Origin of the sequence: Pseudomonas juntendi (assembly GCF_021560075.1) — a bacterium.
Lineage (GTDB): Bacteria > Pseudomonadota > Gammaproteobacteria > Pseudomonadales > Pseudomonadaceae > Aquipseudomonas > Aquipseudomonas juntendi.
In genome coordinates, this window is record NZ_CP091088.1 from 60714 (window position 1) to 81505 (window position 20792).

The window sequence follows — 20792 nt, forward strand, 5'->3', positions numbered from 1 at the left end:
AATCAGTGGATTGCAGGAGACAGGACATGAGTGCAGTGATCGACGACCACGCCCACGGCCATGACCATGCGCACGGCCCGGCCAAGGGCCTGATGCGCTGGGTGCTGACCACCAACCACAAGGATATCGGCACCCTGTACCTGTGGTTCGCCTTCCTCATGTTCCTGTTGGGTGGCTCGTTCGCCATGGTGATCCGCGCCGAGCTGTTCCAGCCGGGGCTGCAGATCGTAGAACCGGCGTTTTTCAACCAGATGACCACCATGCACGGGCTGATCATGGTCTTCGGCGCCGTGATGCCGGCCTTCGTCGGCTTGGCCAACTGGATGATCCCGCTGATGATCGGCGCGCCGGACATGGCCCTGCCGCGCATGAACAACTTCAGCTTCTGGTTGTTGCCGGCGGCGTTCCTGCTGCTGGTTTCAACCTTGTTCAGCCCCGGTGGCGGGCCGAATTTCGGCTGGACCTTCTACGCCCCGCTGTCGACGACCTATGCCCCGGCCAGCGTCACCTTCTTCATCTTCGCCATCCACCTGATGGGTGTCAGCTCGATCATGGGGGCGATCAACGTGATCGCGACCATCCTGAACCTGCGTGCCCCCGGCATGACCTTGATGAAAATGCCACTGTTCGTCTGGACCTGGTTGATCACTGCGTTCCTGCTGATTGCAGTGATGCCGGTGCTGGCAGGGGTGGTGACCATGATGTTGATGGACATCCACTTCGGCACCAGTTTCTTCAGTGCGGCTGGCGGTGGTGACCCGGTGCTGTTCCAGCATGTGTTCTGGTTCTTCGGCCACCCCGAGGTGTACATCATGATCCTGCCCGCCTTTGGCGCGGTCAGCTCGATCATCCCGGCATTCTCGCGCAAGCCCCTGTTTGGCTACACCTCGATGGTGTACGCCACCGGGGCCATCGCCTTCCTGTCGTTCATCGTGTGGGCGCACCACATGTTCGTGGTCGGTATTCCGGTGGTCGGCGAGCTGTTCTTCATGTACGCCACCATGCTGATTGCGGTGCCCACCGGCGTGAAAGTGTTCAACTGGGTCAGCACCATGTGGGAAGGCTCGTTGACCTTCGAAACCCCGATGCTGTTCGCCATCGCCTTCGTCATCCTGTTTACCATCGGCGGCTTCAGTGGGCTGATGCTGGCGATTGCACCGGCCGACTTCCAGTACCACGACACCTACTTCGTGGTGGCGCACTTCCACTACGTGCTGGTGCCGGGGGCGATCTTTGGCATCTTCGCCTCGGCCTACTACTGGCTGCCGAAGTGGACCGGCCACATGTATGACGAAACCCTCGGCAGGCTGCATTTCTGGCTGTCGTTCATCGGCATGAACCTGGCCTTCTTCCCCATGCATTTCGTGGGGCTGGCCGGTATGCCGCGGCGCATACCCGACTACAACCTGCAGTTCGCCGATTTCAACATGGTGTCTTCGATCGGCGCGTTCATGTTCGGTGCCACGCAGGTCTTCTTCCTGTTCATCGTCATCAAGTGCATCCGTGGCGGCACCCCTGCGCCGGCCAAACCCTGGGACGGCGCCGAAGGCCTGGAGTGGTCCATCCCCTCGCCTGCGCCCTACCACACCTTCCAGACACCGCCGGAAGTGAAGTAGGAGCGCCGCCATGACAGGCCTTTCGCTGAAGCGCCTGGTAACGCGCCTGCTGATGCTGACGGTGGTGATGTTCGCCTTCGGCTTTGCCCTGGTGCCGATCTACGACGTGATGTGCAAGGCCTTCGGCATCAATGGCAAGACCGGCGGGCAGTACGAGGGCAGCCAGGTCAGTGACCCCTCGCGGTCGGTGCGGGTGCAGTTCATGTCGACCAACGCCAGCGACATGGTCTGGGACTTCTACTCCAGCGCCGATCAGCTGGAGGTCCACCCCGGTGCGGTCAACCAGATGATCTTCATTGCCCATAACCCGACCGACCGGCCGATGAGTGCCCAGGCGATACCCAGCATCACCCCCGCCGAAGCCGCGGCGTACTTCCACAAAACCGAGTGCTTCTGCTTTACGCAGCAGGTGCTGCAACCCGGCCAACGCATCGAAATGCCGGTGCGCTTCATCGTCGACCGCGACCTGCCGGCCAGCGTGAAGCACCTGACGCTGGCCTACACCTTGTTCGACATCACCGCTCGCCACCCGCCGGTCGCTCAAGTTGCGGCCCAGGCCGTCCAGGGCGCCCGTTAAGGGAAGGAGAACAGCAATGGCAAGTCATGAGCATTACTATGTTCCGGCGCAGAGCAAGTGGCCGATCATCGCTACCCTCGGCATGTTCATCAGCGTGTTCGGCCTGGGTACCTGGTTCAACGACATGAAGGCCGGGCACCCGGAGTCGCACGGGCCGTTGATTTTCTTCGTGGGTGCTCTGTTTCTGGCCTACATGTTGTTCGGCTGGTTCGGGGCGGTGGTCAAGGAAAGCCGTGCAGGGCTCTACAGCGCGCAGCTGGACCGCTCTTTCCGCTGGGGCATGAGCTGGTTCATCTTCTCGGAAGTGATGTTTTTCCTGGCCTTCTTCGGCGCGCTGTTCTACGTGCGCGTGCTGGCGGGGCCGTGGCTGGGTGGCGAAGGGGCCAAGGGTGTTGCCCATATGCTCTGGCCCGGCTTCGAGTTCACCTGGCCGCTGTTGCACACGCCGGATCCGAAGCTGTTCCCGCCGCCCAAGGAAGTGATCGACCCGTGGCACCTGCCGCTGATCAATACCCTGTTGCTGGTCAGCTCCAGCGTGACCATCACCCTGGCCCACCATGCGTTGCGCCGCGACCACCGCGGGGCGCTGAAAGGCTGGATGGCGCTGACCATCGTGTTGGGCATCAGCTTCATCGCGCTGCAGGCCTTCGAGTACCACGAGGCCTATACCAAGCTGGGGCTGACGCTGGGCTCGGGCATCTATGGCGCTACGTTCTTCATGCTCACGGGTTTCCACGGCGCGCACGTGACCTTGGGCACGATCATCCTCATTGTGATGTTCGTGCGTATTCTGCGTGGCCACTTCAACCCGCAGAAACACTTCGGCTTCGAAGCGGCCAGCTGGTACTGGCACTTCGTGGATGTGGTGTGGGTGGGGCTTTTCATCTTTGTGTATGTGCTGTGACTAGCGAACCCTGTGGGAGCGGGCGCGCCCGCGAATGCGCCGGTGCATTCAACATCGCATTCGCGGGCATGCCCGCTCCCACAGGGCGAGGTGAAAACGTCAGAAAGGGGCGTGAGATACGAGCTGACCACTGATGAAGCCCCAGGCGACCAGCCCTATGGTCAGCGCCGCCAGGGTCACCCGCACCGTCAGCGCTTTCAGCAGGCGGGTCGAGTTTTCATCATCTTTGACCAGAAACACCAGGCCACTGAACAGACTGGCGATCGTGGCCAACAGCATCAGGACAATCGCGGCCTTGAGCATGGCGCTACTCCCGGGGGGTGCGGTGATGTGGATAAGTATAGCGAGGCGCCCGTGAGGCCGTTTCGCCCAGGTTGGGTACCCACCTTGGTGGTACTTGCACTGCTACCGGGGCTGATCGCGCTTGGCTGCTGGCAACTCGGCCGGGCCGAGGAAAAGCGCGCATTGCTGGCCAGCTACGCCGAGCGACGTATCGAAGCGCCGCTGGCGACCAGCCAGTTGAATGGCAACGAAGACAACGCCATGCGCCGCGTGCACCTGTACGGCCGCTTCGACGCCGAGCACAGCGTGCTGCTGGACAACCGCATGCGCGACGGTCAGGCCGGTGTCGAATTGCTGCAACCCTTCCACGACCAGGCCAGCGGCCTGTGGCTGCTGGTCAATCGCGGCTGGCTTCCCTGGCCGGACCGCCGCGTACCGGTGCACTTCGATACCCCCGCCCAGGCCTTGGCCCTCGACGCCTCGGTGTATGTGGTACCCGGCAACACGTTCCAGCTGCACCCGGACCCAGTCGGCGGCCAGTGGCCGCACCTGTTGACCGCCATCGACGCGGCACAACTGTGGGCGCAGCTCGGGCGTGAGGGGTTCGCCCACGAACTGCGCCTGGAACCTGGCCCGGCAAGCTACCGCCTGGGCTGGCCCATCGTGGCCATGGGGCCGGAAAAACACATGGGTTACGCCGTGCAGTGGTTTGCCCTGGCGATCGCCCTGGTGCTGCTCTACCTCTATTTCGGCTGGCGCCAAAACAAGGAGAAAAGCCATGGCCACCGCCACTCCACTGGACGTGCCTGAACGTAGCAAACCCAAAGCCCGCGGGCGTTTGCAGCTGTTGCTGATTCTTCTGGTGGTGCTGGGCCCGATGGTCCTGGCCACCAGCATGTACAAACTCAACTTCTGGGTACCGGAGGGCCGCAGTTACCACGGCGCCATGATCGGCAACGGTGAGAGCCGTGCCGACCTGGGTGTGGCCGGCGAGGACGGGCGCTGGCAGTTGCTGGTCAGCGCGCCGCAGGCCTGTGCCGAGGAATGCCAGCAGCTGGTGTACCTGGCCCGGCAGATCCAGGTCGGCCTGGGCCGTGATGCCAGCCGGGCCAGCCATGCGCTGGCCGCCGCCCAGCCGCTGAGCGCCGACTACCAGGCCCTGCTCGGGCGCGAATACCCGCAATTGCAACGCTACCCGCTGGATGCGCCGCGCTACCTCAAGCAGGTCGGCGAGGTTGCCCCGCAGCTGTGGATCGTCGATCCGCACGGCAACCTGGTGCTGCGCTACGGCGCCAAGGTCAACGGCAAGCATGTGCTGGATGACCTGCGCCATCTGCTCAAGCTGTCCAATATCGGCTAGGAGCTTGCCATGGCCAGACCCGGATTCCGCCTTGCTGTGTGCGCCACCCTGCTGGCACTGCTGGTCGTCCTGCTCGGTGCCTATACCCGCCTGACCCACGCCGGCCTCGGTTGCCCCGACTGGCCCGGTTGCTACGGTTTCATCAGCGTACCCAAAAGCGAAGCGCAGCTGGCCCATGCCGAACTGCACTTTCCCGAACACCCGGTAGAGGCGGCCAAGGGTTGGGCCGAAATGGTTCATCGTTACTTCGCGGGCAGCCTTGCAGTGGTCATCGCCTTGCTCGCCTTGCAGGCAGTGCGCCGGCACCACAGCGACGGGCAACCCTATCGCCTGCCTGTGCTGTTGCTGGGTGTGGTGCTGGCCCAGGCGGCGTTCGGCATGTGGACGGTCACCCTGAAGCTTTGGCCGCAGGTCGTCACGGCCCACTTGCTGGGCGGCTTTACCACGTTGAGCCTGCTGTTCCTGTTAACCCTGCGGCTTTCGCGGGCCTTTGCGCCGTTGCCCAAATTGCCGCTCAGCCTGCGGCGGGTCGCTGCGCTGGCCTTGCTGGTGGTGATCGGGCAGATCGCCCTGGGTGGCTGGGTCAGTGCCAACTACGCAGCGGTTGCCTGCATCGACCTGCCCACCTGCCATGGTCAGTGGTGGCCGGCGGCGGACTTCAGCAATGGTTTCCACCTGACCCAGCACGTTGGTCCCAACTACCTGGGGGGGCAGCTGGACAGTGATGCGCGTACGGCCATCCATGTCAGCCACCGGCTGGGCGCGCTGGTGGTCACCTGCGTGCTGCTGATGCTCAGCTGGAAACTGCAGCGCTGTGGCCTTGGCGGCCTGGCGCGCCTGGTGTTGCTGGCGCTGGCCGTGCAGGTGGGCCTGGGCATCAGCAATGTGCTGCTGCACCTGCCGCTGGCCATAGCGGTTGCGCACAACGCCGGTGGGGCTTTGCTGTTGCTGTGCATGGTGCTGGTGAACTACCGCATTCGGGTGGTCGACAAGGTACGCGTGGGTGTCGGCCAAGGCTGGCGCTTGCGGCCAGTGACCGGCGTTGGCATTTCCCATCACATGAGGAACGAGTCGTGGCGACGCTTCTGAGCACCCGACGGGCCAGTTGGCGCGATTACCTGGAGTTGACCAAGCCCAAGGTGGTCGTGCTGATGTTGATCACCTCGTTGGCGGGCATGTTCCTTGCCACCCGTGCGGGGGTGGGCTGGAGTGTGTTGGTGTTCGGCAACCTGGGTATCGGCCTGTGCGCGGGTGGCGCGGCAGTGGTCAACCATGTGGTCGACCGGCGCATCGATGCGCTGATGGCGCGTACCCGCAAGCGGCCGCTGGCCCAAGGCCGTGTCGAGCCCTTGCCGGCGTTGCTGTTTGCCCTGGCGCTGGCGCTGCTGGGCATGGCCCTGTTGCTGATTTTCACCAATGCCCTCACTGCCTGGCTGACCCTGGCCTCGCTGCTTGGCTATGCGGTGCTCTACACCGGTTTTCTAAAGCGTGCCACGCCGCAGAATATCGTGATTGGCGGCCTGGCCGGCGCTGCCCCACCCCTTCTGGGCTGGGTCGCGGTCAGCGGCCAGGTCAGTGCCGAGCCGTTGCTGCTGGTGCTGATCATCTTCGCCTGGACCCCACCACACTTCTGGGCCCTGGCCATCCACCGCAGGGAGGAATACGCCAAGGCCGACATTCCGATGCTGCCGGTGACCCACGGTGAGCGCTACACCAAGCTGCACATCCTGCTGTACACCCTGATATTGCTGGCGGTGAGCCTGTTGCCCTATGCCATCCACATGAGCGGCCCGCTGTACCTGGCCTGTGCCCTGGCCCTGGGCCTGCGCTTCCTGCGATGGGCCTGGGTGTTGTACCGTGGCAGCCGGCCGCACGCAGCGATCGGCACCTTCAAGTACTCTATCGTGTACCTGTTCGCGCTGTTCATCGCGTTGCTTCTCGACCACTACCTGTTGCTGAACCTATGACCCGAACCCAGAAAACCGTCTTTGTCCTCGTTGCCCTGGTCGCGCTGATCATGGGCCTTACCGTCAACAAAGTGCTCAAGGGTCGCGACCAGCCAAACCCTGCCGAGCTGATCGATGCCGGTATCATCCTGTTGCCGCAAAGCCGCGCCGTGGCAGATGTAACCATGACCAACCAGGATGGCCAGCCGGTGCAGCTGGATGAACTGAAAGGCAAGTGGTCGCTGCTGTTCTTTGGCTACACCTACTGCCCGGACATCTGCCCGACCACCCTGGCCCAATTGCGCCAGGTGAAGAGCGAGCTGCCCAAGGATGCTGTCGACCGGTTGCAGGTGGTGTTGGTGAGCGTCGACCCGAACCGCGACACGCCGAACCAGCTGAAGCAGTACCTGGCTTATTTCGACAAGGACTTCATTGGGGTGGCGGGGTCGATCGAAGATACCCAGAAGCTGGCCAATGCCCTGAGCATTCCATTCATTCCGGCAGATACCAGCAAGCCGGGCTACACCGTGGACCACAGCGGCAACCTGGCGGTGGTCGGGCCGGACGGGCGTCAGCGTGGGTTCATTCGCGCGCCGTTCAACAACCAGAAGCTGGTGGCGCAGTTGCCTGGGTTGGTCAAACGGGATTGATGGGGTATTGAAAGCTTCGCGGGCACGCCCGCGAAGCATCCAGTGCGATTGCGAGGCTTAAAACGCCGGAACCACAGCGCCTTTGTACTTCTCGGTAATGAACTGCTTCACCTCAGGCGAGTGCAGCGCCGTTGCCAGCTTTTTCATCGCGTCCGAGTCCTTGTTGTCCGGGCGGGCAACCAGGATGTTCACATAGGGCGAATCGCTGCCTTCGATGGCCAGGGCATCTTTCTCGGGGTTCAACTTGGCTTCCAGCGCGTAGTTGGTGTTGATCAGCGCCGCGTCCACCTGGGTCAGCACGCGCGGGATGGTGGCGGCTTCCAGTTCACGGAACTTGATGTTCTTCGGGTTCTCGGCAACGTCCTTCACGGTCGACAGGATGTTCTTGTTGTCCTTGAGCTTGATCACGCCGGCCTTGTCCAGCAGCAACAGGGCGCGGCCGCCGTTGGTGGCATCATTCGGGATGACCACGGTAGCCCCGGAAGGCAGTTCGTCCAGTTTCTTGATCTTGGTCGAGTACACGCCCAGTGGCTCGATGTGCACGCCTTCCACGCTCACCAGGTCGGTGCCCTTGGCCTTGTTGAATTCATCCAGGTACGGCTGGTGCTGGAAGAAGTTGGCGTCCAGGCGCTTTTCCGCCACCTGCACGTTCGGCTGAATGTAGTCGGTGAACTCCTTGACCTTCAGTTCCACGCCCTCTTTGGCCAGCGCCGGTTTTACGAAGTTGAGGATTTCGGCGTGTGGCACCGGGGTAGCGGCGACGGTCAGGGTTTCGGCAGCATTGGCCGAGAAGGCCGCGACAGCGGCGACAACAGCAAGCAGCTTCTTCATTGATCACTCCTTGTGAGGGCCGCGACGGCCCCCGAACGGGTCGGCCAGGCCGACCCCATTGGGGTTACTTACGGGAAAAATGTACAACCAGTTTGTCGCCCACGCTTTGCAGCACTTGCACCAGTACCAGCAGCAGTACCACGGTGACCACCATCACGTCGGTCTGGAAACGCTGGTAACCGAAGCGGATCGCCAGGTCGCCGAGGCCGCCGGCACCGACCACACCGGCCATGGCGGTGTACGAAACCAGGGTGATGGCGGTGACGGTGATGGCCGCGAAGATACCCGGACGGGCCTCAGGCAGCAGCGCGCTGGTGATGATCTGGCGGGTGGTGGCGCCCATCGACTGGGTCGCCTCGATGATGCCTCGGTCCACTTCCCGCAGGGCAGTTTCCACCAGCCGTGCGAAGAACGGCGTAGCACCCACCACCAACGGCGGAATGGCGCCGGCGACACCCAGCGAGGTGCCGGTGATCAGCACCGTGATCGGGATCATCACGATCAGCAGGATGATGAACGGCAGCGAGCGCAGAATGTTCACCACCAGCGACAGCAGCGCATACACGCCCTTCTGTTCGAACATCTGCTTCGGGCCGCAGAGGAACAGCAGCACGCCCAAGGGCAAGCCGAGCAGCACGGTGAAGAACAGCGAGCCGAACAGCATGATCATGGTATCGACGGTGGCCAGCCAGATTTCGGCCCAGTCGACGTTGGCAAAGAAATTCAGGGCGTCCATCAACGCAGTACCTCCATATGTACGTCAGCTGCCTTGAAGTGGGCGAACGCCGCTTCCATGTCACCGCCGATCAGGGCGAGGGTGAGCTGGCCATAGGGGATATCCTTGATGCGGTCGATACGCCCGGCAAGGATGCTGTAGTCCACACCGGTTTCACGGGCCACGGTGCCCAGCAGCGGTGCGTAGGTGGCATCGCCCTGGAAGGTCAGGCGCACGATGCGGCCCGGGACGTGGGCGAAATCGTCGCGTTGCTCGCCTTCGTCGACCTGCTCGTCTTCCTGGACGAAGCGCTTGGTGGTGGCGTGCTGCGGGTGCAGGAATACCTCGGCCACCGAGCCCTGCTCGACGATCTGCCCTGCATCCATCACCGCCACGCGGTCGCAGACCCGGCGGATCACGTCCATTTCGTGGGTGATCAGCACGATGGTCAGCTTCAGCTCACGGTTGATTTCGGCGAGCAATTGCAGGACCGAAGCCGTGGTTTGCGGGTCGAGGGCGCTGGTGGCCTCGTCGCACAGCAGGATCTTGGGGTTGGTAGACAGGGCGCGGGCGATACCGACGCGCTGCTTCTGGCCACCCGACAACTGCGCCGGGTACTTTTTGGCGTGGTCCGAGAGCCCGACGCGGGCCAGCAGTTCGGTGACGCGCTTGTCGATTTCGCTGCGCGACAGCTCGCCGGCCAGGGTCAGTGGCAGTGCCACGTTGTCGGCGACGGTTTTGGAAGCCAGCAGGTTGAAGTGCTGGAAAATCATCCCGACCTGCTGGCGGAAGCCGCGCAGCTGGCTGGCGTTGAACGCGGTAACGTCTTCGCCATCGACGATGATCTTGCCGCCGGAAGGCTCTTCAAGGCGGTTGATCAAACGCAGCATGGTGCTCTTGCCGGCGCCGGAGTGGCCGATAAGGCCGAACACCTGGCCATCTTCGATGGTCAGGCTGGTCGGATTCAATGCGGGGATTTCCCTACCGGCAACGCGGTAGGTCTTGTGTACCTGTTGGAACTCGATCACGTAGCGAACCTTGTGGGGCGCATGGAATTTGGGTCAGCGGTTAGCTGGGGTGGCGCATTTTAGCCTTTTCCCCTGGCTGTTCTTAGCATTTATTTCGTCAGGCACCAATCCTTCGGGTATATGGCGACAATCGGTAAACCTGATTGAACGCTCGCCGCTCCCCTCCAGTCACTACCAGAACAAGCCCGAACGGGCATGCCTGAAGACTGACGAGGAGAGCCGACCCATGCCCAGCAAGAAAACGGACGCGCCCAAGCACAGTGAGGCCGCCGGCACCCAGACCCCCGACCGGGCCAACACCAATGCCAAGCTGCAGAGCCTGGAGCCGTTCCGTAGCGATGCTACCGGCCAGGCGTTGCGCACCAACCAAGGGGTGAAGATCGCCGATAACCAGAACAGCCTGAAGGCGGGTGCGCGCGGGCCTTCGCTGCTTGAAGACTTCATCATGCGCGAGAAGATCACCCATTTCGACCATGAGCGTATCCCGGAGCGTATCGTGCACGCCCGTGGTACCGGGGCGCACGGGTATTTTCAGAGCTATGGCTGCCATGCCGAACTGACCAAGGCGGGTTTCCTGCAAGACCCGGAAAAGATCACCCCGGTGTTCGTGCGCTTTTCCACTGTACAGGGGCCACGCGGCTCGGGTGACACGGTGCGTGATGTGCGCGGCTTTGCCGTGAAGTTCTACACCGATGAAGGCAATTTCGACCTGGTTGGCAACAACATGCCGGTTTTCTTCATCCAGGACGCGATCAAGTTCCCGGATTTCGTGCATGCCGTGAAGCCTGAGCCGCACAACGAAATGCCGACCGGTGGCTCGGCCCATGACACGTTCTGGGATTTCGTTTCGCTGGTGCCCGAATCGGCGCACATGGTGATCTGGGCGATGTCCGACCGCGCCATTCCCCGTAGCCTGCGCATGATGGAAGGCTTTGGTGTACACACCTTCCGCCTGATCAACGCCGAAGGCGTGGCCAGCTTCGTCAAGTTCCACTGGAAGCCGCGCCAGGGCGTGCATTCGGTGCTGTGGGACGAAGCGCAGAAACTGGCCGGCAAAGACACCGACTACCACCGCCGCGACCTGTGGGAAGCCATCGAGACCGGTGACTACCCAGAGTGGGAATTGGGCGTGCAGATCGTGCCCGAGGCAGACGAGCACAAGTTCGACTTCGACCTGCTCGACCCTACCAAGCTCATCCCTGAGGAGTTGGTGCCCGTGACGCTGCTGGGCAAGATGGTGCTCAACCGCAACCCGGACAACTTCTTCGCCGAAACCGAGCAGGTGGCGTTCTGCCCTGGGCATATCGTGCCCGGTATCGACTTCACCAACGATCCGCTGCTGCAGGGCCGGCTGTTCTCGTACACCGATACGCAGATCAGCCGCCTGGGTGGGCCGAATTTCCATGAAATCCCGATCAACCGGCCGGTGGCGCCCAATCACAGTGGCCAGCGCGACGCCATGCACCGCATGACCATCGACAAGGGCCGTGCTTCGTATGAGCCCAACTCCATCGATGGCGGCTGGCCGAAGGAAACCCCACCTGCCGCGCAGGATGGCGGCTTCGAGAGCTACCAGGAGCGCATCGATGCGCACAAGATCCGCCAGCGCAGCGATTCGTTTGGCGACCACTTCTCCCAGGCGCGGCTGTTCTTCCAGAGCATGAGCCCTACCGAGCAACAGCACATCATCAAGGCCTACAGCTTCGAGCTGGGCAAGGTGGAGCGTGAAAGCATTCGCCAGCGGGAAGTGAATGAGATTCTTGCCAATATCGACCTGAAACTGGCGGCGGCTGTCGCGGCTAATCTGGGGCTGCCCGCACCCAAGCAGGGTACGGTCCAGGTGAAAGGCGGCAAGCTGGCGCAGTCCAAGGCGTTGAGCCAAATGAACCACCCTGGTTCGGTAGGCATCAAAGGCCGCAAGATTGCAGTTCTGGTGGCCGACGGCGTGGACGCGGCCAGTGTCGACAAACTGGTGAAAGCGCTGGAGGCCCACAGTGCACGGCCCATGCTGCTGGGGCCGACGTCGGCGCCGGTGAAGGCGGCCGACGGCAAACAGCTACCGGTGGATGCCTCGATGGAAGGAATGCCGTCGGTCATGTTCGACGGGGTTGTGGTACCGGCGGGCAAGGCCTCAACCGATGCGCTGGCGGCCAGCGGCCTGGCCAAGCACTTCCTGCTGGAAGGCTATAAGCACCTCAAGGCGATGGTGCTGACCAAAGACCTGGTCAGCGGCCTGGGGCTCAAGGAGGACAAGGGCCTGCTGGTGGGGGATGACCAGAAAGTGATGGATGCCTTCGTCAAGGCGGTAGAGGGGCATCGGGTTTGGGAGCGGGAGGCTGCTGCTGAGGCTGTGCCGGCCTGATACCAGCCCATTAAGTAATTTGGGGCCGCTTTGCGGCCCTTCGCGGGCACGCCCGCTCCCACGTTTGGCGCTGAACTCAAGAAATGCGCGATCCCCTGTGGGAGCGGGCGTGCCCGCGAAGGGCTGCAAAGCAGCCCCAGCACCCCAGCGTTTTCAGCGCTGATGCGGCACCAGAACCACCTGCGCCGGCAGCGAGCGCTGAATTTCATGCTTCTGCTTCAGCTCAAACCCGCTGTCGATCTTGCGCACGCGCTTCTCCAGCAAGGTTTTCAGCCAGGGCGCGTCGTGGGTGCGCGGCACCTGGAACACCACTTCACAGTCATAGCTCACCACGTCTGCCGCAATGTCATCCAGTTGGCGGCGCATGGCGCGGCTGTCGGTGGTTTTCAGGGCCACCACGGTGCTGGGTGCGGTCGGGTCGATGATCAGCGCCTTGGGCTTGGCCTCGGCGGCCTTCAGCGCCGCTTCGGCTTTGGCCAGCTCGGCCTTGCGCGCCTGGCTCACGGCGTCGCCCCCGGTCACCGCAGGGGCTTGCGGCATCAGCGCTCGGGCACGAGCCAAGGCCGTTGCAGCGGCATTCACGTCACCTTTTTGCAGCACGATCTGGCTACGCTGCAGGTAGGCTTCGGCCAGTTGGCGCTGGTATTGCTCCAGGCGTGCGTCGTCGGGCGCCTGGGCCTGCAGGGCAGCCAGCTGGTCTTCGGCGGTGGCCAGCTCGTTGCTGGCGATGTTTTGTTGCAACTGCTGCCAGGCATCGGCTTGGGCAGGTGCGGTGGCCTGTTCCACCGGCGCACTGGAACAGGCAGCCAGGAACAGTGAAAACGCGGCAACAAGCAGATAACGGGAGGCGAACGGCTTCATTCCTGCGATTCTCTATTTGCGCAAAAAGCGAGCAAGTCTACACCCAGGTGCGCACGCTCGAAAACAGGTCTTACAGACCCTTTACCCGGGAAAAGGTTGCAAGGCGTGCCTGAGCACGCCTTGTAATCAGCGCTTTGGCAGGGCCAGGCTCAGCAAGAATAGCACCGCTGCACAGACCACGATCGACGGCCCGGCGGGGGTGTCCTTGAACCAGGACATGGCCAGGCCACCGCAGACCGCGGTGATGCCCAGCAGGCTGGCACCCAGCGCCATCTGCTCGGGCGAGCGGGCGTGGCGCTGCGCCGCAGCAGCGGGGATGATCAACAGCGAGGTGATCAGCAGCACGCCGACGATCTTCATGGCCACGGCGATCACCACCGCAATCAGCAGCATCAGCGCCAGGCGCAGGCCGGCTACGGGGAGGCCTTCGACCATGGCCAGTTCCTCATGCACGGTAACCGCCAACAGCGGCCGCCAGAGCACGCCCAGCAACAGCAGCACCAGCGCACTGCCGCCGAGGATCCAGGCCAGGTCGGTGGTGCTGATGGCCAGCAGGTCGCCGAACAGGTAGGCCATCAGGTCGATACGCACATCGTGCATGAAGCTGAGCACCACCAGGCCCAGTGACAAGGTGCTGGGGGCGAGGATGCCCAGCAGGGTGTCGGAGGCCAGCGGCTGGCGTTGCTGCAAGGTCACCAGCAGCACCGCCAGCAACAGGCAGCCAACGGTGACGGCCAGGGCCGGGCTTACATCCAGGGCGAAACCCATGGCCACGCCCAGCAATGCGGCATGGGACAGGGTGTCGCCGAAATACGCCATGCGCCGCCATACCACGAAAGAGCCGAGCGGGCCCGCGACAACGGCCAGGGACAGGCCTGCAAGCAAGGCGTAAAGAAGAAAATCAGCCATGCTTGCAGTGCTCTCCGTGAACGTGGGGGCCGGGAGCGACCACCGAGCCATGCAGGTCGTGGCTGTGGTCGTGATGGTGATGATAAACAGCCAGGCTAGGTGCGTTCTGCCCGAACAGTTCGACAAAGGCTGGGTCGTTGCTGACCTGTTCCGGGTGACCCGAGCAGCAGACATGGCGGTTCAGGCACACCACCTGATCGGTGGCGCTCATGACCAGGTGCAGGTCGTGCGACACCATCAACACGCCGCAACCATGGCGGTCGCGCAGCCGGGTGATGAGGTTGTACAGCTCGGTCTGGCCGACCACATCCACCCCTTGCACCGGCTCGTCGAGTACCAGCAACTGCGGCGCACGCAACAAGGCACGCGCCAGCAGGACACGCTGCATCTCGCCACCGGAGATGGTCTGGATCGGGCTGTCGATAACCTGTTCGGCGCCCACTTCCTGCAGGGCCGATACGGCTGCTGCCCGGTCTACCCCCGGCACCAGGCGCAGGAAACGCAGCACGGAAAGCGGCAGGGTGGCATCGACCTGGATTTTTTGCGGCATGTAGCCGATACGCAGCCTGGGCTTGCGCCATACCGTGCCGCGGTGCGGCTTGAGCAGCCCGAGCACGGCGCGCACCAAGGTGGTCTTGCCCGCGCCATTGGGGCCTATCAGGGTGACGATCTGGCGCGGCGCCACCGACAGGTCGATGCTGTCGAGCACCGCCTCGCCGCCATAGCTGACGCCCACCTGTTCCAGGCGGATCAGGGCATCGCTCATGCCGCGCTCCGGCAATTGCCGCACAGGCCGACCACTTCCACGGTTTGGGTCTCGACCGTGAAGCCCACGCCCTTGGCGCTGTCGATGATGGCCTCGCTGATGCTGTGTTGCTCCAGCTCGATGGCGACGTGGCATGCACGGCAGATCAGGAACTGGCCCTGGTGCACGTGCTCGGGGTGGCTGCAGCCGATGAACGCGTTGAGCGAGGCAATGCGGTGCACCAGGCCGTTTTCCAGCAGGAAGTCCAGTGCGCGGTACACCGTGGGCGGTGCAGCGCGGCGGCCGTCCTGCTCGCTGAGCACGGCAAGGATATCGTAGGCACCCAGCGGCTTGTGGCTTTGCCATACCAGCTCCAGCACCCGGCGGCGCAGCGCGGTCAGGCGCAGGCCCTGGCGGGTGCACAAGGCATCAGCTTCAGCCAGTGCGCTATGCACGCAATGGGAGTGATCATGGGGACGGTTGGCCAGCGGCGTGAAGGACATGGGCAGCGACGATTCTGTATGGAGACGTTATTATGTTACCCGTTTCTCACGACTCGAGTATTCACCGTGTCCCGATTTCTAGTCCTTTTTGTCGCATTCATCGCCTGTTCGGCCCAGGCCGATGTCCGTGTGCTGACCAGCATCAAGCCGCTGCAGCAGATTGCCGCTGCCGTGCAGGAGGGTGTTGGCAACCCTGAGGTATTGCTGCCGCCAGGTGCTTCGCCGCACCACTATGCCCTGCGCCCATCCGACGTACGGCGGGTGGGCGATGCCGACCTGCTGTACTGGATCGGCCCGGACATGGAGAGCTTCCTGCCACGCGTATTGGGCAGTCGCAGCAAGGCAACCGTGGCCGTGCAGTCGCTGCCAGGCATGAAGCTGCGCCACTTTGGCGAAGACAGCCATTCCCATGAGGAAGCGGACCACGATGAGCATGACCATGACCACCGCCCAGGTAGCCTGGATGCGCACCTGTGGCTATCGTCGGTCAACGCGCGGGTAATCGCGGGGAAAATGGCTGCGGACCTGGCCCAGGCCGATCCCGCCAACGCGGCGCGCTACCAGCACAACCTGAAGGTCTTTTCAGACCGTATGGATGCGCTGGATGAGCGAATCAAAGCGCGGGTGGCGGGTATCGCTGGCAAGCCGTACTTCGTGTTCCACGAGGCGTTCGACTACTTCGAGGCGGAATATGGCCTGAAGCACACTGGCGTGTTCAGCGTGGCGTCCGAGGTGCAGCCGGGGGCTCAGCATGTGGCCGCCATGCGCAAGCGCCTGCAGGAAGTGGGCAAGACCTGCGTGTTCAGCGAGCCGCCACTGCGCCCGCGTCTGGCCGAGACCCTGACTGCTGGGCTGCCGGTGCGTCTGGCCGAGCTGGATGCACTGGGTGGTACTGACCCGGTGGATGGCAAGGGCTATGAGCGCTTGCTGGAGAAGCTGGGTGGCGACTTGGCTGGGTGCCTGGAGCAGTTGTAAGCCTGGTCCGGCCTCTTCGCGGGCACGCCCGCTCCCACAGGTGCCCGCGAAGAGGCTGAACAGGGCTAGAGGGCAAATGGCAGGTGCAAAGCCACCTGCTGGCGCTGTGCCAAACGCACTTCGAACTCGCTCGGGTCATGGATCATCACATCCATCCCGGCAAACGATTCTGCCGCAATCAGCCGCGACAGCCAGAAGCGCACGCAGCCTACCCGCAACATCTCAGGCCACAGCTCGGCCTCGGCAGCGGTGAACGGCCGCAGTGCGGCATAGGCCGCCAGCAGCGCCTGGGCACGCGGCATGTCGATTGCGCCCTGCTCATCCAGGCACCAATCGTTCACGGTGATGGCGATGTCATACAGCATCGGCCCGGAGCAGGCGTTGTAGAAGTCGATCACGCCAGTCAGGTGGGTGCCTTCGAACATCACGTTGTCGCGGAACAGGTCGGCATGCAGGTTGGCCCGCGGCAGCGCCAGGATCTGCGCCTTGTGCGCGTTGATTTCGTTCAGGGCCGGTTGCAGCAGCGCGGCTTGCTCGGCAGTCAGGCGTGGCAGCAGCTCGGCGCCTGAAGCCAGCATCCAGTCCAGGCCACGGTCGGTGCGGCGCTCGATGATGCGGCCGCGGGTGGCCAGGTGTATATGCGCCAGCAGCTCACCCACCTGGGCGCAGTGCTGCGCGTTGGGCGCCTTGATGTGCTTGCCTGAGAGCCTTGGCTGCAGCAGCGCCGGCTTGCCGCACAGCTCGCGCAGGCCGTTGCCGTCGCGGTCACGAACGGCATAGGGCACCGGCATGTCGGCTGCGTGCAGGGTGTCGAGCAGCTCGATGAAGAACGGCATGTCCTCGCTGGGCCCGCGTTCGATCAACGTCAGCACGAACTCCCCCTGTTCGAGGCTGACGAAGAAATTGCTGTTCTCGGTGCCGGCGGCTATGCCCTGGAAGTCGAGCAGGCGGCCCAGCGCGTACGGTGCCAGAAAGGTTTCCAGCTCAGGCCGGGTCACGGGGGTGAAGACTGACATGATGAAAAATTGCCCATACGGGCACTTCCGCCGGGAAGTGCCGGGTTGATGTGAACGGTGCGCGTCAGATTACCACTCGAAGATCTTCCAGGACGGAATCAGCATGTCCGGCTGGTCGGATCGAATGAAGTTGGCATCGGTGCCATCGGCGCGTACCAGGAAATAAGGCTTGCCGTTTTTCGGTGTGATCTTGATCGCATACAGGAAGCCGTTCTGACGGTATTCCTGGATGGTCTTGTCGCCTTCCGTGCGAATGGTCACCTCGGGATCGGCCGAGGGGGCGTCTTCCGCCGCCAGGGTGACGACCGGCGTGGTTGCCAACAGGCCGAGCAGTAACAGGCGATTGAGTGTACGCATGATAACCTAGTCCCTTTGTCGTCAATGATTCTGGCTATTCTAGCGCCGGACCCGTCGAAAAGGTTGATTCTGCTCATGAGCCAAGCGCCCCTCGTCCTGGTGGACGGTTCCTCCTACCTGTACCGCGCCTTTCACGCGCTGCCGCCGCTGACCACGTCCAAGGGCATGCCGACCGGTGCGGTGAAGGGTGTGCTGAACATGCTCAAGAGCCTGCGCAAGCAATACCCCGACAGCCTCTTTGCCGTGGTGTTCGACGCCAAGGGTGGCACGTTCCGTGACGCCATGTTCGCCGAATACAAGGCCAACCGGCCGAGCATGCCCGACGACCTGCGGGTGCAGATCGAGCCGCTGCACGCCAGCGTCAAGGCCCTTGGCTACCCGCTGCTGTGCGTGGAAGGGGTCGAGGCCGACGACGTGATCGGCACCCTGGCGCGCAGCAGCGCCGCCTTGGGCCGCCCGGTCATCATTTCGACCGGTGACAAGGACATGGCGCAGCTGGTGGATGGCCACATTACCTTGGTCAACACCATGACCGGTAGCGTGCTGGACGTGGCGGGCGTGCATGAGAAGTTTGGCGTCGGCCCGGAGCACATCATCGACTTCCTGGCCCTGATGGGCGACAAGGTCGACAACATCCCCGGTGTGCCCGGTGTGGGCGAGAAAACCGCCGTGGGCCTGTTGACCGGTATTGGTGGCGGCCTCAGCGACCTGTACGCCAACCTCGACAAGGTGCCGGCACTGGCCATTCGCGGTGCCAAGACCCTGCCGGCCAAGCTGGAAGAGCACCGCGACGCGGCGTTCCTGTCGTATGAGCTGGCTACCATCAAGGTCGACGTGCCGCTGGACGTCGAGGTCGAGGCGCTGGTATGCGGCGAGCCTGACCGCGATGCGCTGCTGGCGCTGTACACCGAGATGGAGTTCAAGAGCTGGGTTGCCGACGTGCAGCGGGAGGCTGCCAGGGTGGGTGATGACGTTGCGCCGGTCGCGGAGCCGGTGGCCAAGGTCGAGCCGAAGTACGAAACCATCCTCGACCAAACACGCTTCGAGGCCTGGCTGGAGAAGCTGCGCCAGGCGCCGCTGTTCGCGTTCGACACCGAAACCACCGGCCTGGACGCCCAGAAGGCCCAATTGGTCGGCCTGTCGTTCGCGGTGGCGCCCCATGAAGCGGCCTACGTTCCGCTGGCCCACGACTATGAGGGCGCGCCGGCCCAGCTGGACCGCGACGCCGTGCTGCTGGCCTTGAAGCCCCTGCTGGAAGACCCGACCAAGGCCAAGGTCGGGCAGAATGCCAAATACGATATCAACATCCTCGCCAACGGTTCGCCCGCCATCGCCATGCGCGGTGTTGCCTATGACACCATGCTCGAGTCCTACGTGCTGAACTCCACGGCCACCCGGCATGACATGGACAGCCTGGCGCAAAAGTACCTCGACCACACTACCATCGCCTTCGAGGACATCGCCGGCAAGGGCGCCAAGCAGCTTACGTTCAACCAGATCGACCTGGACAAGGCGGGCCCCTACGCTGCCGAAGACGCTGACATCACCCTGCGCCTGCACCATGCGTTGCAGGCCCGCCTGGCCCAGACCCCAAGCCTGCAGCCGGTGCTGATGGACATCGAGATGCCGCTGGTGCCGGTACTGGCCAAGATCGAACGCCAGGGCGCACTGGTCGATGCAGCCCTGCTGCACGTCCAGAGCGGTGAGCTGGGTGAGAAAATGGCCGAGCTGGAACGGCGCGCCTACGAGCTGGCGGGCGAGGAGTTCAACCTGGGCTCGCCCAAGCAACTGGGGGCGATCCTGTACGACAAGCTGGGCATGCCGGTGCTGAGCAAGACCGCCAAAGGCCAGCCGTCTACCGCCGAAGCGGTGCTCGACGAGCTGGCGGAGCTGGGTTACCCACTGCCTGAAGTACTGATGCAGTACCGCAGCCTGAGCAAGCTCAAGAGCACTTACACCGACAAGCTGCCGGGGCAGATCAACCCGCGTACCGGGCGTATTCACACCTCTTACCAGCAAGCGGTGGCGGCGACTGGCCGGCTGTCGTCCAGCGACCCGAACCTGCAGAACATCCCGATCCGTACCGCCGAGGGCCGCCGAATCCGCCAGGCGTTCATCGCCAGCCCAGGCTACAAGCTGCTGGCGGCGGACTATTCGCAGATCGAGTTGCGCATCATGGCCCACCTGGCCAAGGACGAAGGCTTGCTGCACGCCTTCCGCAATGACCTGGACGTGCACCGTGCCACGGCGGCGGAGGTCTTTGGTGTAGCCCTGGAAAACGTCACCGTCGATCAGCGTCGCAAAGCCAAGGCCATCAACTTCGGCCTGATCTACGGCATGAGCGCATTTGGTCTGGCCAAGCAGATCGGCGTCGACCGCAAGCAGTCGCAGGACTATATCGACCGCTACTTCGCCCGCTACCCCGGGGTGCTGGCCTACATGGAGCGCACCCGTACCCAGGCTGCCGAGCAAGGTTTCGTCGAAACCCTGTTTGGCCGCCGCCTCTACCTGCCAGACATCAACGCCAAGAACCCGGCCCTGCGCAAAGGGGCAGAGCGTACCGCCATCAATGCGCCCATGCAGGGTACCGCCGCCGACATCATCAAGCGCGCCATGGTCAACGTGGATAACTGGCTGAGCGAGAGCGGCCTGGACGCGCGGGTGATCCTGCAGGTTCACGACGAACTGGTGCTTGAGGTGCGCGAGGACCTGGTTGAACAGGTCAAAGATGAAATTCGCCAGCACATGAGCAAGGCGGCGCAGCTGGATGTGCCGCTGCTGGTAGAAGCAGGAATTGGTGCGAACTGGGACGAAGCTCACTGATTGAGCCGGAAAAGCTGTGTAGGATCTGCGACGTGGTGACGCGGATCCTGGCAGCGCTGGCGCGCGCGGGGCTGGGCTTTCATGAAACTATCGCAAATAGTTTTCAGGGCTTCGGAACTAAACCAGTGAAGCGGAACTCAGAGTAACTGAATGGCTGGTGAAGCCTTTCGATGCTCCTATGTTGTGTTAAGTGTTGGCAGATATCTGGACCCCGCCCTAGCGGTCCGGACTTGGACCCCGAACTTCCCCCTCCCCATACGAAGTCCGGGGTTTTTTTTGCCCGCAATTTGGCCTGAACCTGGGCGAAGCCCAGGCCATGCTCCGCGCTGCAG

General features: G+C 63.2%; 21 protein-coding genes. 11 read left to right on the forward strand and 10 right to left on the reverse strand.

Annotated features, from left to right (window positions below):
* Positions 1 to 26: 26 nt before the first annotated feature.
* The 3 genes from ctaD to L1P09_RS00310 are packed head-to-tail and all read left to right on the forward strand — an operon-like array spanning position 27 to position 3097.
* Positions 27 to 1616: a cytochrome c oxidase subunit I gene (ctaD, locus tag L1P09_RS00300; protein ID WP_054904493.1), complete on the forward strand. Its 1590-nt coding sequence runs from the start codon at positions 27 to 29 to the stop codon at positions 1614 to 1616.
* 10 nt (positions 1617 to 1626) lie between these two features.
* Complete coding sequence (locus L1P09_RS00305) at positions 1627 to 2193, forward strand: cytochrome c oxidase assembly protein (protein ID WP_029886291.1); 567 nt, start codon at positions 1627 to 1629, stop codon at positions 2191 to 2193.
* Between the two features lie 16 nt (positions 2194 to 2209).
* Entirely contained in the window at positions 2210 to 3097 is an 888-nt protein-coding gene (locus L1P09_RS00310; protein WP_029886292.1) for a cytochrome c oxidase subunit 3, read from the forward strand.
* A gap of 99 nt (positions 3098 to 3196) precedes the next feature.
* On the opposite strand, the gene L1P09_RS00315 is transcribed toward L1P09_RS00310, so the two are convergent.
* Positions 3197 to 3400, reverse strand: a complete 204-nt coding sequence (locus L1P09_RS00315; protein WP_003258925.1) for a twin transmembrane helix small protein — start codon at positions 3398 to 3400, stop codon at positions 3197 to 3199.
* A 51-nt stretch (positions 3401 to 3451) separates the two neighbouring features.
* On the opposite strand from L1P09_RS00315, the gene L1P09_RS00320 reads away from it, so the two are divergent.
* The 5 genes from L1P09_RS00320 to L1P09_RS00340 are packed head-to-tail and all read left to right on the forward strand — an operon-like array spanning position 3452 to position 7335.
* The gene (locus L1P09_RS00320) at positions 3452 to 4189 is read left to right on the forward strand and encodes an SURF1 family protein (protein ID WP_033690521.1); all 738 of its coding nucleotides are present in this window, start codon (positions 3452 to 3454) and stop codon (positions 4187 to 4189) included.
* Entirely contained in the window at positions 4158 to 4739 is a 582-nt protein-coding gene (locus tag L1P09_RS00325; RefSeq protein ID WP_235768305.1) for a hypothetical protein, read from the forward strand. Before L1P09_RS00320 ends, L1P09_RS00325 begins: the two co-directional genes overlap by 32 nt.
* A gap of 9 nt (positions 4740 to 4748) precedes the next feature.
* Positions 4749 to 5828 (forward strand): COX15/CtaA family protein, encoded by a 1080-nt coding sequence (locus tag L1P09_RS00330; protein WP_009683602.1) that lies wholly within the window; start codon positions 4749 to 4751, stop codon positions 5826 to 5828.
* Positions 5813 to 6706, forward strand: a complete 894-nt coding sequence (gene cyoE, locus L1P09_RS00335) for a heme o synthase (RefSeq protein WP_054904494.1) — start codon at positions 5813 to 5815, stop codon at positions 6704 to 6706. Before L1P09_RS00330 ends, cyoE begins: the two co-directional genes overlap by 16 nt.
* Complete coding sequence (locus L1P09_RS00340) at positions 6703 to 7335, forward strand: SCO family protein (protein WP_054904495.1); 633 nt, start codon at positions 6703 to 6705, stop codon at positions 7333 to 7335. The genes cyoE and L1P09_RS00340 overlap by 4 nt, the downstream gene beginning before the upstream one ends.
* A gap of 57 nt (positions 7336 to 7392) precedes the next feature.
* On the opposite strand, the gene L1P09_RS00345 is transcribed toward L1P09_RS00340, so the two are convergent.
* From L1P09_RS00345 to L1P09_RS00355, 3 genes are all read right to left on the reverse strand, one after another.
* Positions 7393 to 8166 carry a MetQ/NlpA family ABC transporter substrate-binding protein gene (locus L1P09_RS00345; protein ID WP_235768306.1) on the reverse strand — a complete coding sequence of 258 codons (774 nt, stop codon included), beginning with the start codon at positions 8164 to 8166 and terminating at the stop codon, positions 7393 to 7395.
* Positions 8167 to 8230: 64 nt separating this feature from the next.
* Entirely contained in the window at positions 8231 to 8902 is a 672-nt protein-coding gene (locus L1P09_RS00350; RefSeq protein ID WP_009683598.1) for a methionine ABC transporter permease, read from the reverse strand.
* On the reverse strand, positions 8902 to 9909 hold the full coding sequence (locus tag L1P09_RS00355) for a methionine ABC transporter ATP-binding protein (RefSeq protein WP_054911451.1): 1008 nt from the start codon (positions 9907 to 9909) through the stop codon (positions 8902 to 8904). The genes L1P09_RS00350 and L1P09_RS00355 overlap by 1 nt, the downstream gene beginning before the upstream one ends.
* A gap of 49 nt (positions 9910 to 9958) precedes the next feature.
* Here L1P09_RS00355 and katE point away from each other — a divergent pair, with 49 nt between their 5' ends.
* On the forward strand, positions 9959 to 12271 hold the full coding sequence (katE, locus tag L1P09_RS00360; protein ID WP_260777514.1) for a catalase HPII: 2313 nt from the start codon (positions 9959 to 9961) through the stop codon (positions 12269 to 12271).
* A 153-nt stretch (positions 12272 to 12424) separates the two neighbouring features.
* Here the strand turns inward: katE and L1P09_RS00365 are convergent, their stop codons facing one another.
* The 4 genes from L1P09_RS00365 to zur all read right to left on the reverse strand — a co-directional run bounded on the left by L1P09_RS00365 (position 12425) and on the right by zur (position 15289).
* Positions 12425 to 13132 (reverse strand): PA5502 family lipoprotein, encoded by a 708-nt coding sequence (locus L1P09_RS00365; RefSeq protein ID WP_054904498.1) that lies wholly within the window; start codon positions 13130 to 13132, stop codon positions 12425 to 12427.
* A 126-nt stretch (positions 13133 to 13258) separates the two neighbouring features.
* Positions 13259 to 14041: a zinc ABC transporter permease subunit ZnuB gene (gene znuB, locus L1P09_RS00370; RefSeq protein WP_009683594.1), complete on the reverse strand. Its 783-nt coding sequence runs from the start codon at positions 14039 to 14041 to the stop codon at positions 13259 to 13261.
* The gene (znuC, locus tag L1P09_RS00375) at positions 14034 to 14807 is read right to left on the reverse strand and encodes a zinc ABC transporter ATP-binding protein ZnuC (RefSeq protein WP_009683593.1); all 774 of its coding nucleotides are present in this window, start codon (positions 14805 to 14807) and stop codon (positions 14034 to 14036) included. Before znuC ends, znuB begins: the two co-directional genes overlap by 8 nt.
* A complete protein-coding gene (zur, locus tag L1P09_RS00380; RefSeq protein ID WP_054904499.1) occupies positions 14804 to 15289 on the reverse strand; it encodes a zinc uptake transcriptional repressor Zur in 486 nt (161 codons plus the stop codon). The genes znuC and zur overlap by 4 nt, the downstream gene beginning before the upstream one ends.
* An 18-nt stretch (positions 15290 to 15307) precedes the next feature.
* Here zur and L1P09_RS00385 point away from each other — a divergent pair, with 18 nt between their 5' ends.
* Positions 15308 to 16264, forward strand: coding sequence for a zinc ABC transporter substrate-binding protein (locus tag L1P09_RS00385; RefSeq protein ID WP_235768307.1), 957 nt, complete (start codon positions 15308 to 15310; stop codon positions 16262 to 16264).
* 65 nt (positions 16265 to 16329) lie between these two features.
* Here L1P09_RS00385 and L1P09_RS00390 read toward each other — a convergent pair whose 3' ends face one another.
* Both L1P09_RS00390 and L1P09_RS00395 read right to left on the reverse strand, forming a co-directional pair.
* Positions 16330 to 17280 (reverse strand): homoserine kinase, encoded by a 951-nt coding sequence (locus L1P09_RS00390; RefSeq protein WP_009683590.1) that lies wholly within the window; start codon positions 17278 to 17280, stop codon positions 16330 to 16332.
* A gap of 69 nt (positions 17281 to 17349) precedes the next feature.
* Positions 17350 to 17637 carry a DUF2782 domain-containing protein gene (locus L1P09_RS00395; protein ID WP_009683589.1) on the reverse strand — a complete coding sequence of 96 codons (288 nt, stop codon included), beginning with the start codon at positions 17635 to 17637 and terminating at the stop codon, positions 17350 to 17352.
* 75 nt (positions 17638 to 17712) lie between these two features.
* Between L1P09_RS00395 and polA the strand changes: the two genes are divergently transcribed.
* Positions 17713 to 20460 (forward strand): DNA polymerase I, encoded by a 2748-nt coding sequence (polA, locus tag L1P09_RS00400; RefSeq protein ID WP_054904502.1) that lies wholly within the window; start codon positions 17713 to 17715, stop codon positions 20458 to 20460.
* Positions 20461 to 20792 lie beyond the last annotated feature (332 nt).

Coding starts and splice junctions, on each gene's coding strand:
- zur (WP_054904499.1), bottom strand. CDS start 15,289: ATGTCCTTCACGCCGCTGGCCAACCGTCCCCATGATCACTCCCATTGC.
- L1P09_RS00350 (WP_009683598.1), bottom strand. CDS start 8,902: ATGGACGCCCTGAATTTCTTTGCCAACGTCGACTGGGCCGAAATCTGG.
- znuC (WP_009683593.1), bottom strand. CDS start 14,807: ATGAGCGATGCCCTGATCCGCCTGGAACAGGTGGGCGTCAGCTATGGC.
- L1P09_RS00325 (WP_235768305.1), top strand. CDS start 4,158: ATGGCCACCGCCACTCCACTGGACGTGCCTGAACGTAGCAAACCCAAA.
- L1P09_RS00395 (WP_009683589.1), bottom strand. CDS start 17,637: ATGCGTACACTCAATCGCCTGTTACTGCTCGGCCTGTTGGCAACCACG.
- L1P09_RS00305 (WP_029886291.1), top strand. CDS start 1,627: ATGACAGGCCTTTCGCTGAAGCGCCTGGTAACGCGCCTGCTGATGCTG.
- L1P09_RS00385 (WP_235768307.1), top strand. CDS start 15,308: ATGGAGACGTTATTATGTTACCCGTTTCTCACGACTCGAGTATTCACC.
- L1P09_RS00365 (WP_054904498.1), bottom strand. CDS start 13,132: ATGAAGCCGTTCGCCTCCCGTTATCTGCTTGTTGCCGCGTTTTCACTG.
- ctaD (WP_054904493.1), top strand. CDS start 27: ATGAGTGCAGTGATCGACGACCACGCCCACGGCCATGACCATGCGCAC.
- L1P09_RS00390 (WP_009683590.1), bottom strand. CDS start 17,280: ATGTCAGTCTTCACCCCCGTGACCCGGCCTGAGCTGGAAACCTTTCTG.
- L1P09_RS00330 (WP_009683602.1), top strand. CDS start 4,749: ATGGCCAGACCCGGATTCCGCCTTGCTGTGTGCGCCACCCTGCTGGCA.
- polA (WP_054904502.1), top strand. CDS start 17,713: ATGAGCCAAGCGCCCCTCGTCCTGGTGGACGGTTCCTCCTACCTGTAC.
- L1P09_RS00345 (WP_235768306.1), bottom strand. CDS start 8,166: ATGAAGAAGCTGCTTGCTGTTGTCGCCGCTGTCGCGGCCTTCTCGGCC.
- znuB (WP_009683594.1), bottom strand. CDS start 14,041: ATGGCTGATTTTCTTCTTTACGCCTTGCTTGCAGGCCTGTCCCTGGCC.
- L1P09_RS00315 (WP_003258925.1), bottom strand. CDS start 3,400: ATGCTCAAGGCCGCGATTGTCCTGATGCTGTTGGCCACGATCGCCAGT.
- L1P09_RS00340 (WP_054904495.1), top strand. CDS start 6,703: ATGACCCGAACCCAGAAAACCGTCTTTGTCCTCGTTGCCCTGGTCGCG.
- L1P09_RS00310 (WP_029886292.1), top strand. CDS start 2,210: ATGGCAAGTCATGAGCATTACTATGTTCCGGCGCAGAGCAAGTGGCCG.